Consider the following 15,669-nt stretch of genomic DNA (forward strand, 5'->3'; position numbering starts at 1 on the left):
TATAATCTTATTATTGGTTTAACTTTCTTATTTGTCTTATGCCAACTGCTTTGCTGACATTCCTGCTGACAAATATGGAATCAGTAAATCGACGACAGATTTCACATCGACTTCCTTTTCAAACTTACTTTCTGCCAGCTCCGAAAGAGCCTGGCTTGAAGCCATCGTAAATACACAGGTTCCTAACGTGAAGTGCAATCGCCAAAACAACTGTTCTTCACATAGTTCCGGGTTCGCCTTCATTATCGAGAAAGTGAAAAGGTTCAGTACCTCTTCGTATCTGGTGGTAATGAACCAGCGTAGATGACCTTGAACGTCTGTATAACCGCGGCCAATTAACAACATAAACAGCGCAGTACCATTTGGGCGTACATCATTTAATGTACGTAAAGGTAATCGCAATGACTCAAAGACATCGTCCATGTTGTAGCTATCGCGCGTGTTTAACTCAATTAATGAAGTCTTAATGCTCGGCATTAGTGCTTCTAAATACCTATCTAAAACCGCTCTAACCAGCGTTTTTTTATCGCCAAAGTGATAGTTTACCGATGCTAGGTTAACGTTAGCTTTACCTGTTATCGTTCTTAGCGAAGTATCATTAAAGCCATGTTCAGCAAAGAGTCCTTCTGCGACATCGAGTATTTTTTCTTTTGTTGATGTTCTCGGGGCCATTTTAATCACTCGTATTAAACAACTGTTTGAAAATATACTCCCGAAACTTCAGATTAACAAATGATTAACATCACACTTTAACCAATTGGTCTGACCAGACAGTAAAAGGTGTGATCTAATCTTTTGAAATTCAATCGAATACTCCAGTGAAGCTTGCCAGAAGAAAACGATCAAATTTCTCAGTCCAGCGCAATTGAAACGCTAACAATAGCCTTGGCGGCTCGGAGTGAGCGACGAGAGTATGAAATACATCTTCGGTTCTAGGGGAGATAAAATGAGAAACACAGAAGTTAGTAACTTCGCCAAGTTGGTAATCCATCTCGATTTTTCTATTACTTTCGGATGTGTAAGAAGCTAGAAAGCATTAAGTAGAAATTTTTTGAAAAAAAATGGAACTGTTTGGAAAAGGCTCGGTCTGAATATACGTAACAGTTAGGGCATTTGAAGTTTCACTGGCCGTCAAACTTGTTTCCATCTAATTGTTACGTTGCTGCTTTTTTCTTATTAACTCCTATGTTTGTATCCGCCCAGTCAAATTTTCGGCTGGGCTTTTTTTCGCCTATAGATTTACCAAGCGCCTCTTTCGATGATTTGCCCCAACTCCATAAGCTAGACCTTAGTTGGTCACAAAAGTAACCACCCTGAAGTGGTTGTGTGCCGATCTTCAGACATAAAAAAGCCTCCCGAATGGGAGGCTTTACTAAACAGTGTGTATCTTACGCTTGCGCTTTCTTAGGCAAAGAAAAGTGCAGTAACGCGTAGCCAAGTAACGCGGCTGTCGTCGAGCCCATTAAGATGCCTAGTCGAGCATAGGTATCAAACTCAGGGCTTACATTTCCGAACGCTAAAGAGGAAATGAATATAGACATTGTAAAACCGATACCACACAACACAGAGACCGCAAAGATATGCTTGAAGTTAATGCCTTCCGGTAGCTTAGCTACACCCATTTTCACAGCAGCCCAACTAAAGGTGAAGATACCTAGAGGCTTACCAACCAGTAGCCCCAAAGCAATACCTAATGGCAGCATTGAAGTTAGGCCTGACATCGATACGCCTGCTAGCGAAATCCCCGCATTTGCAAATGCGAATAGAGGTAAGATACCAAATGCCACGTATGGATGAAGTGCGTGCTCCATGTGCTTAAGTGGGGAATGTTCGCCCTGTTTACCCTTAAGAGGAATAGCAAAGCCGATCACTACGCCTGCAAGTGTTGCGTGAACACCAGATTTAAGTACCGCAAACCATAAGATCGCGCCGACTATCATGTATGGCGTCAGTTTCGTTACTTCCTTCGCATTCAACATGAACAGGACACCAGTCATGATGAAGCCAACAAGCAGCGCCATGCTAGAAAGATCACCTGTGTAAAACAGTGCAATAATAACAACCACGCCTAAATCGTCGATGATAGCGAGAGCTAACAAAAACACTTTAAGGCTTACTGGTACGCGCTTACCTAGTAGCGCCATGATACCTAGAGCAAATGCAATATCCGTCGCAGCTGGAATGGCCCAGCCAGAAACCGCCTCTGGGTCGTTAGCATTAAACGCAACGTAAATAAGAGCAGGGGCTAACATACCACCAACCGCTGCAATCGCAGGGAAAATTGCGGTTTCTTTTGATTTTAGCGCTCCTTCAAGTAGCTCTCGCTTCACTTCAAGGCCAATAAGTAAGAAGAAAACAGCCATTAGGCCGTCATTAATCCAGTGAGAAACTGACATACCGAATACATAAGTATGCAGTACAGATTGATAAGTTTCGCCCAGCGGTGAGTTAGCAATGGTCATCGCAATTGCCGCTGCAATTACGAGAAGAATACCACCTGCTGATTCCATTTTGAAAAAGTCACGAATGACATCGTTCATGGTTTCGTCCTTATATTTATTATCTTAATAAACGATTAACAAAGAGTGATAAGAGTGTATAGCTGTCGAAAACTTTAGAATAATCGCTTCTTCAGAGTATAAACTTCGGTTTTTTCGATGTTAAGTTTACTATACATCGTATTTTCCAACATGACACTCAATTTTGATCGGAGATCGTATTTGTTTTTGTCGCACCAAATATTTATCAAGATGATGAGAAAATCAGCATAACACGGCTTGTACCATCATGATAACCCCGTACTTTTGAGAAAAAGCTAGGAAGCTTCGCGCACTAAAAAACCACCCGTAGGGGGTGGTTTTCTTCACAACTCAATAGCCTGTCAGCTGCATAAAGCCCCAAGCCTCATTGGAGCCGGAAGCTAAAGTAGGCCCTTCCCAGTAAGGTATTACAAAGGGTAGCCACATATCTGACTTGATAATGCGGGTAGTCAAATTAATTTGATGCTTCGGAATATTGATAATCCACTGCAAAGGTAACCTTCTTCCATTGGATAAACTGGTCACTTGCATTGGTTTAATACTGATATCATCGTCTGAGAGGTTGATGACTTTACCTGAGCGTGTCGACAACGTGCCAAACACGTGCGGTGTTTGCCCATGGTGACGATAACGGCTAACAGTTAATGCTCGACCATCATCTAAATTGAAAACAAACCAATCCCAGCCTTGTTGCCCCTCACCAATTAAGCCGCTGCCCCACTCTTTTTGCGCCCAAGCAGAACCCGTCACTGAGAATCGCTTACCATTTAAGCTTAAGCTGCCTTTTACTTTTAAAAATGGAGCACTGAAGCTGAAAGAAGCAACAGATTGCAACGCATGTTTAACTTGGAAGCCTTTGTCTCCATTCACCACAAAGGGGCCGCTTGTCATGGTATTGAGCTCAAGTCCAAACGTATCAGTATTCACATTCAAGTTGCCCGGGAAAGGCGTCGCACCGAGTGATCGCCAAGTCCAATTATCAATCCATAACCTGAAAGGACGATTGATCATACCAGCTTGGCCTATCCCACCTCTAGCTACCCGTTGCTCTTTCCATACATGCGAGCCATGACTGACGACAACATGTGAAATGTACAATTGAGGGTTCTGCCAACCGCTGGTTTCTCGCTCGTCCGTCGCAACCCTGAAATAGCTCCATTGAACATTGTAGATCTTGCCTTGCTCATCTTTTAATTTCGCAAAGTAGTGCCACCATTCATGCTGATACTCGGGATGAAAGCGAAAGTCTGAGGGTAAAGAGACATGCTCGTTAGGTAGTACAGGCTCGAAAATCGTTTGATTTTCACGCGTTAAGATAGAATCAAGTTCGCTTTCTCGTGTTGCTGTCGCCTCTAACCAAAAAGTTGAGTAAAAAGCAGCCCCAGTCAGAAAAGCGAACGTAACAACAATGAGCGTTGAAACCAACAAGCGTTTTTTAGAGCCCATTTTTTTCATTACAACGCGTCCCTTAATGACTTCATCGGTGTACTTTTGATCATTCTAATAACTGGCAATGCGCCAGCAACCATGATGGCAAGCATCGCCCAAGCAATGGTTTGAGCATACTCCCATGGAATCGTTTGAAGCTCTAGAGACCAGCCAAATGATTGCTTAATGATAATATCAACGATCAAATGTGCGAGCGCCAAGCCGAGCGGCACTGCAATAATCGCAGAAATGGCTCCGAAGACGAATAGCTGCAAACCACCTAATACGACAAGTTCTTTTCCGGACACACCCATGCACCTTAATAAGGAAAAATGCCGCTGCCGTGAAAGTTCTCCTGCCAACGTCGCAAAGAATAAACCAAACACGGCAATAATCAGCGTGATATTGCCCAAGGTTCCTGCTATAGCAAAGGTATGATCAAACACTCTCATTGCTTGGCTATAAATATTACCGTTATCAAACACACGATCTTGCGGAAGACGGAATACATTCTCTAAGCGATTTTTCAGCCCTTCTCCATTGACGTTATCTTTTAATACTACGCCAAGACCAACATTACCCGTACCTGCAAATGCATACAGCCAATTCCGGTGCGACATCATCACCTGGTTATATGGGTTTCCATAATCGTAGTAAACGCCTACGACTTGCCAATCACCACCAAGCGGTTCCTGCAAGTTAATGAAATCGCCAGGGCGGATATCCAACTTCAAGGCCATCGACTCGCTGACCATTAAGCTCTTGGTAGCGTGCAGTTGATACCAGTAATTTGGGACACCTAACTTGACGGTAAGTGAGTCTAGCTCACCTTCAGAAGAGCCCGTACTCACAACTTGCAGAGCACCGTGCTCGGTCGGCATATCTTTTTCCCAACGCCACCAAACCGAGTTCACCTCTGGCTGATTCTGGAGCCATGCGCTCATCCGAGCGGCTGAATTGTTGGTCGGATAGATGTACACATCAGCGGCTAATCGCTGATTTAGCCACTTATCGGTTGTATCTCGAAAGCTTCCGACCATTGTTTCTACACCAATGTTTGCCGCCAGCGCTAACATAAACGCCATCGTAGCCACACCGCGATAGCTCATGCTTGCTGCTGCATCAGCAAAAAACCAACGGACACGAACCCAACGCATGGTATAAGAAAAACTTTGGAACATATGCCACATAATAAATGGCATAAACAACGCCACACTAACCAACATCAGCGCAATAATAGCAAAGCCGGTTTCTTGTGTTTTCGGGGCCTGATATACCGCTATTGCAGCGACACAAAACGCACACGCCGCAAGTGCCTGCCAAGAGAACTCTCTTCCAGCAAATCGCATTAGCGACAGTCGAGAAGAGAGGCGGATTGGTTGTGACTTCAGCAAACGGATTAATGGCCACAGACACGATATCAACGCACCCATCGCTGCCATGATTAGACTGTATAAGCTAGATTGCCATGACCATCCTATGGTTAAGCCTACGTTGGCATCATACAAATCACTCAGGCTCGAAGACACTGCTGGGATAAGCTCATTTGCTAAGATCAAGCCAAAAAAGTTACCACACGCCCACGCAATAAAGACGAGCAAAGACAACTCTAGCAATAAGGCTTGCGCTAACTGTGTTCCGTTAACACCAGTCTGTCTCAAAATACCTACCAAACGTTGTCGCTGGATGAAAGACAGAGACATCGCTTGATAAAAAATAAACAACCCGACCAAAAACGACAGCATTCCCATCGCGGTGAGATTCATATGGAATGCGTTAGTTAGCGACTCAAGCTCAGTACGCGTATTCCTAACAAGCGTCATTCCGTTTGGCAGCATGTTTTTCAGTGCTATTAGCTTTTCCTCTGGCATTTCGCCACAAGAAATCGCAGACAAACCTGAGCTCCGCTTGAGCATACGCAACAACGATATATCAGTAACCAGCCGAGTACCCGAAAGCATCTTGTCCTTATCTACTTGAATAGGCCCAAGACGGCTTCCGTCATTCATCTCAATGAAGTCCCCATCCTGCCAACTCATGTAAGCGGCCAAATCTTGACTAACAAGAATAGGATAAGGAGGCTTCATTAGTGATAAAACAGGCATCTCACCTAGCGATTTTCCTTGTTGTAGTGGGATCATCGCGACAGGATCTATCCCCACCAACATCAGGCTCATATCGGTCTTGGCATCTAGATGAAGCACGTCAAACGGTGCACATTGGTTAAACCCAGCTCGACGTAACTGAATATAGAAACCTTGAGGAATTTTATTGGCAGAGTGCTTCGTTCGGATTCGGTATGGCAAAGGATTAGAGAAAAGCTTTTCCCCAGTGGCATAACTTTGTTTTGCATGCTGGTTGATAGAAGTAACACCAACAAGGAGGGACACGCCTAAAGTTAATCCCAGCCAGACAAGAATAATTTGTAGAGGGTAACGACGGTAATGACCGAGTAGTGCCTTAACTACGGGCCATAACATGTAGCTGCCCTCCTTGAAGTCGAATCTTTCCTTCCATATGGGCGGCCACTTTTTCACTGTGCGTCACTAACAGCAAAGTACACTCCAGTTGGCGAGCGAGACTCGTTAGTAAGCGCATTACTGCTTCTGCGTTTCGCTCGTCTAGGCTACCAGTTGGCTCATCAGCAAGCAGGATTTTTGGCTCCATATAGAGTGCACGAGCAATCGCCGCACGTTGTTGCTGACCACCAGACGCCTCTTCCGGATAACGTCCTAGCAATGGCATTAAGTCCAAAGCAGAAAGAATTTGACGCCACAACTCTTTATCTTCCGGCAGACCTTTTAACTGACGACAAAAACGAATATTGTCGGCAATATTAAGTGTAGGAAGCAGGTTGAATTGTTGGAAGATATTACCAATATTGTTGCGGCGATAAAGGGTTCTTAAATGCTCCGGTGCTTCATGCATAGCAAAATTTGGAAACTGCACTTCACCAGAGTCAGCAGTATCTAATCCGGCGATTAAATTCAGCAGAGTACTTTTACCCGAACCACTTTCTCCCATCAGAGCAACTTGGTCGCCTTGCTGCAATGTTAATTCTGCCCCTTGTAATACAGGGTGAAACTCTCCCCCGTCTACATAGCCTTTACATAGGTCTGACAGTTTTAACATTGATTATGCCGCTCGGATGGTGTTTAAAAATTGGGATCAGAATCTACACTAAAATCCTGTTAGTAGAAAGTATTTTGAATGCTTGATCACACTATGGAAGTACAAATGCAACTCGATTCACTTTCTGTTGCTAATTTTGTTGACGTTTTGAGCAGATTTTTGCAGCCAAAATAAACTCTGTTCCTCCTTACTGGCCAATCAGGTTTTTCATCCATTTTCGGCTAACCATTCTTGGCAAGCAAATCACCCACTTCACAACTTCTTCTGTCAAAAAGAGTAAGTAAACCCATTGTGGGTCCCAATTGAGATAAATCGCTGCAAATGCTGCGAGTGGAATCCCGATCACCCACTGCGCCAAGATGTCTTGATACAAACAAAACTTAACATCACCGCCCGCACGTAATACACCAACAATAGCCATCATCGGCACCGAGCGTAGCACGACACCCAACGCAAGAATCACCATAAACTGTTCAGCTAGCTCGCGAGTGTCCGTTGTCAGTGCACTAAACGCATTAAGGATCCATTGATTTGACACTATCAACAAGACGGCGACCACAAATGCGATAAGCACATTCAAAATGACCGTAGCCCATGCTTGATAATAAACGGGTTCAAAATTACGAGCGCCGAGCTGGTTCCCTACTAGAACTGCAGCCGCATTAGATAAACCAATCATCATCGCCAATGCGATCGACTCAACAGGTGTCATTACGGAAAGCGCCGCCAAACCTTGCACGCCTGCTTGCCCCATGATGGCGTGATAAGCAAACAACCCACCAGCCCACGCCAAGAAGTTAAATGTGGTTGGCAAAGAGAGGCTCAAGAAACGCGTAATTTTATCTAAGACCAATCCTGCGCGTATATCATCCCAGCCAAATGCGATTATGTGTTTTTTCAACCATAGATAACCAAACAAGCAACCTACTTCGATCGCGCCACTGATTACCGTTGCGATCGCTGCTCCCGTAATACCCAAAGCAGGAGCGCCTAATTGACCAAAAATTAAAACCCAGTTAAGAAAAACATTAGATAAAATGCCTATACCACTAAAAAAAGTGCTTAAGCCTGGTTGGTGCATCGCCCTTAGGCCCACCGACATACTGGCCACACATGCAACAGCAAACATGCTAACCGACGAAATAATGAGATAGCTGGCCCCTAATTCAATCACTTCTTGTGAATCGGTAGTCAAACTCATGATGGGCTGTGGAAAAACAACAAACAAAGCAACAGCAATCGCAGCAAACATCATTGCGATCATCCATGTTAAAGCGGTACTGCGACGCACCCCAACTTTATCGCCAGCCCCCCAATATTGAGCGGTTAACAACGCACCGCCCGTTGTCACCCCAACTAACATGATGGTGGTGACGAAAGTCGCGCGCGCAGCAACTCCAACAGCGGCAATTTCAGCTTCACCAAGTTGACCAAGCATAAGAACATCGACGAGGCTTCTGCTAGAAAACATCATGCTTTGCAGTGTAATTGGTAACGCGATTGCAAATAAACGACGTAAGAATGCTTTGTCTGCGTGTATTGAGAGTTGAGAAAGAAAAGTCACAAGCGCTCCAACGACAACTTATTGATAGAATGGGGAAAGTGTCTCATGATTATACTCTGTGGTGTTTATTCCACCAACGATAAAAGGACAGATAATGAAAAAGGTGTTGGTACTAGGCGCCTCGGGTTACATTGGCTCTCAACTTCTTCCGTTACTTTTAGATAAAGGTTACGCCGTCACAGCAGCGGCGCGACATATTGATTATTTAGAGTCAAGAACTCAGCCTCACCCTAATTTAACGTTAAGGTATCTCGACTTGGCTGACGCAGAGACCACGAAGGCTGTAGTGAACGATTTTGATTTAGTATTTTTTCTCGTGCACGGGATGGCTCAAGGTGATGACTTTGTTGAGTACGAACTAAACCTTGCTTTGAACTTCAAATATGCGTTGGAACAAAGCTCCGTCGAGCATGTTGTATATTTGAGTGCCATTCAACCTCAAACCGGAAACTCTCGCCATTTAGCCGCTCGTAAAGCCACGGGAAAAATAATTCGACAGTCTGGTGTTCCAGTAACTGAATTGCGTGCTGGCGTTATCATCGGTCCCGGCTCTGCCGCTTTCGAAATCATGCGTGACTTTGTCTACAACTTACCTATTTTGATTGCGCCTAAATGGGTCGACTCAAAAGCGAACCCTATTGCCTTGCCCAATCTCAACCACTATTTGTTGAAGTTAGCAGAAGCCCCCTCTCCAGAAGAAAGTCAAATTTATGAAGTTGGTGGGCCAGATACACTTAGCTACCGCGAACAGTTCAAAGTCATTTGCCGAATCACGAACAAGCCGTATCGACTGTGGTCGACCCCGCTACTTACTCCGAAAATGGCATCGTACTGGCTAGGTTTAGTTACCTCAGTGCCAACTAGTATCGGTAAAGCATTACTTGCGGGCTTAGAGCACGACTACATTGCAGACTCCAAAGCGATTGAAGAACGATTTCCTCAAACGCTGATCAGCTACGAGCAAGCGGTAACTGATACCATTCAAGATGAAGGCACATTTGTACGCAGTAATGTCTGGGGGTTTGAACCCGCAGCGCTTCGTCGATGGCAACCAGGATATGGCTATTACCCAAAACAAGCTGGAGCGAGCATTAAAACCCATGCCTCCGCTGCGGCATTATGGAAAGTGGCGCAAAAGATCGGGAGTCGCGAAAAAGGCTATTACTTTGCCAACATCTTGTGGCGTACACGTGAATGGCTCGATATCTTTTTTGGCGGCGGAAAACCGATTCGCGTTTCTCCTCCTGGACCAGAGCTCAAAGTCGGTGATTTTATTGACTCTTGGAAAGTGATTCGCTGCGATAACAATCAGTTTCTTTCACTGTTTTTTGGTATGAAAGGCCCAGGCCTTGGGCGTTTAGAAATTACCATCAAAGATCTCGGTGACGAACGAGAGCTGGATATTACCGCCTGGTGGCACCCGCAAGGGTTTCTTGGGCTGCTTTATTGGTTTGCAATGATGCCAGCCCATCTCTTCATATTTAAAGGCATGGTCAAAGCCATCGCGAAAGAAGCAAACCGTTTAGAAAACAAAAAGCCCCAATAACAGGGGCTTCTAAACACTCAAAATGTCACTTTAGTCAGCTTTGAACGAGAGTGGAATTTCGGCTAACTGGTTGCCTTCGTTTGCTGGAAAAATAAGGTACTCGCCATGGTATTTCACCATCGATTTGTAGTCTGTTACCTTATGAACCATAAAGCCCGCTTGCGCTGCTTTCTCAACAAACTCAGCATGATTGCCACGCACAAACCAACTCATTGGCTTTACGAGCAACTCGCCATCAAAACAGCTTTCGCATTGGTCTGCACATAACGCTAAAGAGTTTTGACCTTCAGTGAAGATTTGTACTTTGCCGCACCCAATCAGTTGCTCAGACGTCGAGACTTCCCAGCCTGCTTGCTCCATCAAATCAAGAAAAGACTCAATATCTGAATCTTTGAACACTTTGGAGTCTTCACCTTCAGGGAAGAATTGCGCATAAAAAGCAGAAATACGTTTAAAGATAAACAACAAACCAGCATCGTTCCCCTTTGAGCGACCTGCTTTTTGCCAACGCGTTAAGTCATCGCCTACCGTACGTCCGAAACGTTGTGATTTTAGCGCCTTTGTTACCCAACGCACTAAATAATGGTTATTCGCAACAGGGGCATTGGCTAACTTACCTGAGCGATGCTCTTGATCTAACTCTTCAAGTGCTGAGTTAACCAAGTTTTGAATTTCTTTGGTGTAATTCGACATTACGCCTTTCTTCCTAAAGTCCAATAAAACAGTGCTGAAAGCACAGAACAAGCAAACATCACGATGATCATCGGCCAAGCAACATTCCCGGGCAGTGATGCCACCAGCGCACCAACCAATGAACCGATACCGAATCTTAATGTCCCCGCTAGAGACGACGCCGTACCCGCCATTGATGGGTAACCACTTAAAAGCAGCGCCATCGCGTTACTACCTATCGTCGACAATGTACCGATAAACAGCACAACAAAAGGTACAATGCCCCATAATCCGAAGTCCATTAACCAACTTACGAATAAACCAATCCCCGCCAAAAGTTGCACGAACAACCCAAAACGAAGCATGGCATGGGAACCAACTTTCTTCACCAAGCGACCATTAATACTGGTCATGATGATCATCGCCACAATGTTCAAACCAAATAGGTAACCAAAGTGGTCTGGTCGAACACCATATAAATCAATATAAACAAACGAACCCGCCGTCAAAAATGCAAACATTCCGGAAAATGAAAACGCACCTGAGAGCATCAAACCGATCGCTTCAGGATTGGAGCATAATCTGGCGTAGTTTCTCAGCGTCGTGCGGAAACGAAGAGGCTGACGATTTTCAAGCTGTAACGTTTCAGGGATTTTCCAAAGTACGAGAAAAATCACGACTACAGCGAAAATAGCTAATACCCAAAAAATGGAACGCCAACCAAACCAAATCGCGAGATGGCCACCGATCATCGGTGCCACCAACGGCGCAATAGTAATGACCAGAGTAACGAAGGACATTGCGCGTGCAAAGTCTTCACGGTCAAACATGTCACGCACGACGGCTTGGATAATGACCGCCGCTGCCGCGCCAGCAAAACCTTGTGCCGTACGTACATAGGTCAGCGCATCAATGCCATTTGTTGTCGCACTCACAACAGCAGCCAAGCCGAAGAAAAGTACGCCTAAAATCAACACAGGTCTGCGACCAAAGCTATCGGCAAGCGGCCCGTGAATTAACTGGCCGATCGCAAAACCCGCGGTATAAGCCGTCAACGTAATCTGAACCGCGCCAGGCGCGACCCCCAAATCTTTCGCAATTGTCGGCATCGCAGGCAAATACATATCGATCGCCAAAGGCGTCAAAGCACCAATCGCTCCTAGTACCAGAAACAATAGAAAACTGATTTGGGATTGCGGAGCACTTTGAGCTTTTTCTGTCATTCTTTTACCTCTTGTTGGAGCCCTACCGTCAATACTTGCAGAACAAAGTGAAAATAACGGAAGTTCTCATATCGCTGAATGTAGAAGCCAAAAACCTGTTCTATCCAACGTTCGAGAATCATAAGGGCAAATATGTACCAAGGTGTGACCTTGACGAACTCGACATAGAAAAGCATGTGAAAGCGAAATGTGTTTATGGGAAACAAACACAATGCAGTAAAAATGATGGCGTTGACACCATCATTCCATTCACCGTAGCCGAAGGCTTTGCAATAAGAGTATGCATGCATCAGCTAAATGCAAAGGCATATCACTGAGATGAGTAAGCACACCGGAATTGTCTAGGCACTAATTTTGGTAGGAAAATTTATTTTGAGCCAATTCCTACCAAAAGACTAGTTCCTATTAGGAACTAAAGAATTTCCCATGCCGACAATTAATTCCAAATAGAATCAATTTCTTCTTGCGTGAGGTAGCGATAATCACCTGGTTCTAGTGCCTCATCAAGTTCGATAGAACCAATACGCTCACGATGTAAGTACTCAACTTTATTTCCTAACGCCGCGAACATACGTTTCACTTGGTGATACTTACCTTCCACGATAGTTAACAATACTTCATTCTCGGCCTCGTTCACGATTTCCAAACGAGCGGGCAATGTTGCTTCTGATTCATTGCGCAAAATGATGCCTTGTTCGAGCTTTTCCGCGTAATCTGGCTGAATAGCATCGACGAGCCAAACACGGTACGTTTTCTCACACTTATGCTTAGGTGAGGTAATACGGTGAGACCACTTACCATCATCCGTAATCAACACTAAACCAGTTGTGTCGACATCTAATCGGCCCGCAAAGTGAAGGTTTTCAATTTTAGGCTCATCAAGCAATGCGAATGCAGTTTGGTTGTAGCCATCTTCATGTGAACAAACAAAGTCAGCAGGCTTATACAACATAATGTAACGAGGACCAGGAGCACCAATAACACGGTCTTCCCACATCACTTCCGCACCTTTAGGTACTTTAAATGCACCACTTTTTTGAACCTCACCGTCTACGGTGATGTCTCCACTTTTGATGATCTTTGTTGCCTGTTTGCGTGTTGCACCCAGAGCGTCACACAAATATTTATCTAAACGCATGAATACCTCATTGAATTATACCCAAGTGATCTCTAAATCTTGGTTTAAAGGTCACTTGGGTATAAAAGTCAGGTATTATAGCGTTCCTCGTTCGAATAGTTGAGCAATTTCACATATTTTCATGTACACACTTCGTCCTTATCAAGCCGACTCGGTTAAAGCCGTTATTCATTACTTTCGTAAACACTCGACACCAGCAGTGATCGTGCTGCCAACCGGTGCCGGGAAAAGCTTGGTGATCGCAGAACTTGCTCGCCTTGCGAAAGGACGAGTGTTAGTCCTCGCCCACGTAAAAGAACTGGTCGAGCAAAACCACGCAAAGTATGAAGGTTATGGTTTAAAAGGTTCTATCTTCTCAGCAGGATTGGGACGAAAAGAAACTGACCAGCAAGTCGTGTTTGCTTCGGTTCAATCGGTCGTACGTAACTTAGATTCGTTCAAAAACCAGTTTTCTCTGCTCGTTATTGATGAGTGCCATCGTGTGCCAGATGACAAAAACAGCAGCTACCAAAAAGTTATTACTCACTTACGAGAACTGAACCCTGGCATTAAGGTGCTGGGACTAACTGCAACGCCCTATCGTTTAGGAATGGGCTGGATTTATCAGTATCACACCCGAGGTCAAGTGCGAACCGAAGAGCCTCGATTCTTCCGCGATTGTATTTTCGAACTGCCGATCCGTTACTTGCTCGACGAAAACTTCCTCACTCCAGCCCGCATGATGGATGCGCCCGTTTTGTCTTACGACTTCTCTCAGCTGAAGCCCGCTAACACCGGACGCTACAAAGAAGCAGAAATGGACATGGTGATCGATAAAGCCAAACGTGCGACTCCACAAATTGTTGAGCAAATCATGCAATATGCGAAAGAGCGTCAAGGTGTCATGATCTTCGCTGCAACTGTTCGACACGCACAGGAGATACACAGTTTATTGCCAGAAGGCGAAACTGAAATCGTCATTGGTGATACACCTACGCCGGAGCGCGATGCGATCATCCAAGCGTTCAAGAATCGCCAAATAAAATACTTGGTCAATGTTTCGGTACTGACAACCGGTTTTGATGCGCCGCATGTCGATTTAATCGCGATTTTGCGACCAACAGAATCAGTCAGTCTGTACCAACAGATAGTAGGACGAGGATTACGCTTATCAGACGGAAAATCAGAATGTTTAGTGCTTGATTACGCAGGCAACAGCTACGATTTATACCAACCTGAAGTCGGTGATCCCAAACCAGACTCTGACAGTGAAATTATCACGATTCCTTGCCCGGCTTGCGGATTCAATAACAACTTCTGGGGTAAGTTGGATAGTAACGGTTTCTTGGTTGAACATTTTGGCAGACGTTGCCAAGGTTACTTTGAAGATGAAGACACAGGCGAACGTGAACACTGTGGCTACCGTTTTCGTGCCAAATACTGCGGTGAATGTGGTGCGGACAACGATATCGCTGCACGAATTTGTCATGAGTGTGACGCGACGCTCGTAGACCCAGATAAAAAGCTAAAAGAAGCCCTTAATCTCAAAGATGCATTGATCTTTGAATGCACAGAAATGGACCTATCTGTATTTAAGTCCAGTGATGGTAAATCTCAGCTAAAAGTGACGTATTCTGGTGAACCATACCAAGGCGAAGGCAATGCGTTAGTTCATGAGTTTTGGTCATTGAGTACCAAAAAACAAAAACAAACGTTTAAAGATCAGTTCGTACGTCCCCACTTAGCAGACAAGCATCGCCCTTTTGAAGAGGCTTCACCGACACGCGTTGTCGCTAATCAACATCGTTTCCGTTTGCCTCAGTTTGTTATTGCTAGAAAATCTGGTCGCTTTTGGAAGCTGCGAGATAAAATTTTTGAAGATGAGTTGAAATAACATCGACAACACATGGCAAAACTTAATTAGCTGATTCACTCTCTGTTCATCTATCTCCGATATACTGCGGCTAACGCTCCAGAAAAGGTTTGACTATGTATAAAGCAACGACTTCTCTACATTCTGCGTTACTTTTCGGCCTTATCACGACATTCATGTGTGCACCAAGTTTTGCCAAGCATGGCAACGAGTACACATCACAAAATGGCCACGCCATCGTGCAAGATGTCGAAAAGCCAGGAACACGCATCGAATTCGATGAAGATCAAGATGAGGTCTACCGCGCGGTTCAACAAGGATATATACGACCATTTTCGGAACTTTACGCCGCAGTAGAAAACGACTTATACGGCCGCATCATCAAGGTCGAGCTTGAAGAAGATGATGATGCTTGGGTGTATGAATTGAAAATTCTGTACAACAATAGCGTCCTGAAAGTTGAGTACGACGCCGCCACGCTGGAAATGCTTGAGATCAAAGGTCGCAGCTTTAACAAAGCGTTAAAGCCGCAAAACAACTAAACTTGTCTAATGCGTAATCCAGACACGATGCG

The 15,669-nt window shown here is 44.8% G+C and carries 12 protein-coding genes; 3 read left to right on the top strand and 9 right to left on the bottom strand.

Features of this window, described 5'->3' with window-relative positions; translation table 11 throughout:
• Positions 1-36: 36 nt before the first annotated feature.
• The 6 genes from L3V37_RS05525 to L3V37_RS05550 all read right to left on the bottom strand — a co-directional run bounded on the left by L3V37_RS05525 (position 37) and on the right by L3V37_RS05550 (position 8,664).
• The gene (locus L3V37_RS05525) at positions 37-672 is read right to left on the bottom strand and encodes a TetR/AcrR family transcriptional regulator (RefSeq protein WP_005378033.1); all 636 of its coding nucleotides are present in this window, start codon (positions 670-672) and stop codon (positions 37-39) included.
• 716 nt (positions 673-1,388) lie between these two features.
• Positions 1,389-2,540: a Na+/H+ antiporter NhaA gene (gene nhaA, locus L3V37_RS05530; protein WP_237305972.1), complete on the bottom strand. Its 1,152-nt coding sequence runs from the start codon at positions 2,538-2,540 to the stop codon at positions 1,389-1,391.
• A gap of 330 nt (positions 2,541-2,870) precedes the next feature.
• Positions 2,871-3,995: a lipocalin-like domain-containing protein gene (locus tag L3V37_RS05535; protein ID WP_042521997.1), complete on the bottom strand. Its 1,125-nt coding sequence runs from the start codon at positions 3,993-3,995 to the stop codon at positions 2,871-2,873.
• Complete coding sequence (locus L3V37_RS05540) at positions 3,995-6,448, bottom strand: ABC transporter permease (protein WP_005378038.1); 2,454 nt, start codon at positions 6,446-6,448, stop codon at positions 3,995-3,997. Before L3V37_RS05540 ends, L3V37_RS05535 begins: the two co-directional genes overlap by 1 nt.
• Positions 6,429-7,100: an ABC transporter ATP-binding protein gene (locus L3V37_RS05545; protein WP_005378040.1), complete on the bottom strand. Its 672-nt coding sequence runs from the start codon at positions 7,098-7,100 to the stop codon at positions 6,429-6,431. Before L3V37_RS05545 ends, L3V37_RS05540 begins: the two co-directional genes overlap by 20 nt.
• Before the next feature lie 187 nt (positions 7,101-7,287).
• Positions 7,288-8,664: an MATE family efflux transporter gene (locus L3V37_RS05550; protein ID WP_149191902.1), complete on the bottom strand. Its 1,377-nt coding sequence runs from the start codon at positions 8,662-8,664 to the stop codon at positions 7,288-7,290.
• Positions 8,665-8,758: 94 nt separating this feature from the next.
• Between L3V37_RS05550 and L3V37_RS05555 the strand changes: the two genes are divergently transcribed.
• Positions 8,759-10,210 carry a DUF2867 domain-containing protein gene (locus tag L3V37_RS05555; RefSeq protein ID WP_237305973.1) on the top strand — a complete coding sequence of 484 codons (1,452 nt, stop codon included), beginning with the start codon at positions 8,759-8,761 and terminating at the stop codon, positions 10,208-10,210.
• 30 nt (positions 10,211-10,240) lie between these two features.
• Here L3V37_RS05555 and L3V37_RS05560 read toward each other — a convergent pair whose 3' ends face one another.
• The 3 genes from L3V37_RS05560 to rsuA form a co-directional block, all read right to left on the bottom strand.
• Positions 10,241-10,903 (bottom strand): DUF2913 family protein, encoded by a 663-nt coding sequence (locus L3V37_RS05560; RefSeq protein ID WP_005378053.1) that lies wholly within the window; start codon positions 10,901-10,903, stop codon positions 10,241-10,243.
• Positions 10,903-12,105: a Bcr/CflA family multidrug efflux MFS transporter gene (locus L3V37_RS05565; protein WP_005378055.1), complete on the bottom strand. Its 1,203-nt coding sequence runs from the start codon at positions 12,103-12,105 to the stop codon at positions 10,903-10,905. The genes L3V37_RS05560 and L3V37_RS05565 overlap by 1 nt, the downstream gene beginning before the upstream one ends.
• Before the next feature lie 436 nt (positions 12,106-12,541).
• Complete coding sequence (rsuA, locus tag L3V37_RS05570) at positions 12,542-13,243, bottom strand: 16S rRNA pseudouridine(516) synthase RsuA (RefSeq protein WP_005388670.1); 702 nt, start codon at positions 13,241-13,243, stop codon at positions 12,542-12,544.
• Between the two features lie 121 nt (positions 13,244-13,364).
• Here rsuA and L3V37_RS05575 point away from each other — a divergent pair, with 121 nt between their 5' ends.
• Both L3V37_RS05575 and L3V37_RS05580 read left to right on the top strand, forming a co-directional pair.
• Complete coding sequence (locus L3V37_RS05575; protein WP_021707635.1) at positions 13,365-15,116, top strand: DEAD/DEAH box helicase; 1,752 nt, start codon at positions 13,365-13,367, stop codon at positions 15,114-15,116.
• 95 nt (positions 15,117-15,211) lie between these two features.
• The gene (locus L3V37_RS05580) at positions 15,212-15,637 is read left to right on the top strand and encodes a PepSY domain-containing protein (RefSeq protein WP_005378075.1); all 426 of its coding nucleotides are present in this window, start codon (positions 15,212-15,214) and stop codon (positions 15,635-15,637) included.
• The last annotated feature ends 32 nt before the right edge of the window (positions 15,638-15,669 follow it).

This window comes from Vibrio sp. D54, assembly GCF_021728075.1.
Classification (GTDB): domain Bacteria; phylum Pseudomonadota; class Gammaproteobacteria; order Enterobacterales; family Vibrionaceae; genus Vibrio; species Vibrio alginolyticus.

Bases quoted from the DNA above. Each gene is read 5' to 3' on its own strand.
- L3V37_RS05525 (WP_005378033.1), bottom strand. From the start codon at position 672: ATGGCCCCGAGAACATCAACAAAAGAAAAAATACTCGATGTCGCAGAA.
- nhaA (WP_237305972.1), bottom strand. From the start codon at position 2,540: ATGAACGATGTCATTCGTGACTTTTTCAAAATGGAATCAGCAGGTGGT.
- L3V37_RS05535 (WP_042521997.1), bottom strand. From the start codon at position 3,995: ATGAAAAAAATGGGCTCTAAAAAACGCTTGTTGGTTTCAACGCTCATT.
- L3V37_RS05540 (WP_005378038.1), bottom strand. From the start codon at position 6,448: ATGTTATGGCCCGTAGTTAAGGCACTACTCGGTCATTACCGTCGTTAC.
- L3V37_RS05545 (WP_005378040.1), bottom strand. From the start codon at position 7,100: ATGTTAAAACTGTCAGACCTATGTAAAGGCTATGTAGACGGGGGAGAG.
- L3V37_RS05555 (WP_237305973.1), top strand. From the start codon at position 8,759: ATGAAAAAGGTGTTGGTACTAGGCGCCTCGGGTTACATTGGCTCTCAA.
- L3V37_RS05560 (WP_005378053.1), bottom strand. From the start codon at position 10,903: ATGTCGAATTACACCAAAGAAATTCAAAACTTGGTTAACTCAGCACTT.
- L3V37_RS05565 (WP_005378055.1), bottom strand. From the start codon at position 12,105: ATGACAGAAAAAGCTCAAAGTGCTCCGCAATCCCAAATCAGTTTTCTA.
- rsuA (WP_005388670.1), bottom strand. From the start codon at position 13,243: ATGCGTTTAGATAAATATTTGTGTGACGCTCTGGGTGCAACACGCAAA.
- L3V37_RS05575 (WP_021707635.1), top strand. From the start codon at position 13,365: ATGTACACACTTCGTCCTTATCAAGCCGACTCGGTTAAAGCCGTTATT.
- L3V37_RS05580 (WP_005378075.1), top strand. From the start codon at position 15,212: ATGTATAAAGCAACGACTTCTCTACATTCTGCGTTACTTTTCGGCCTT.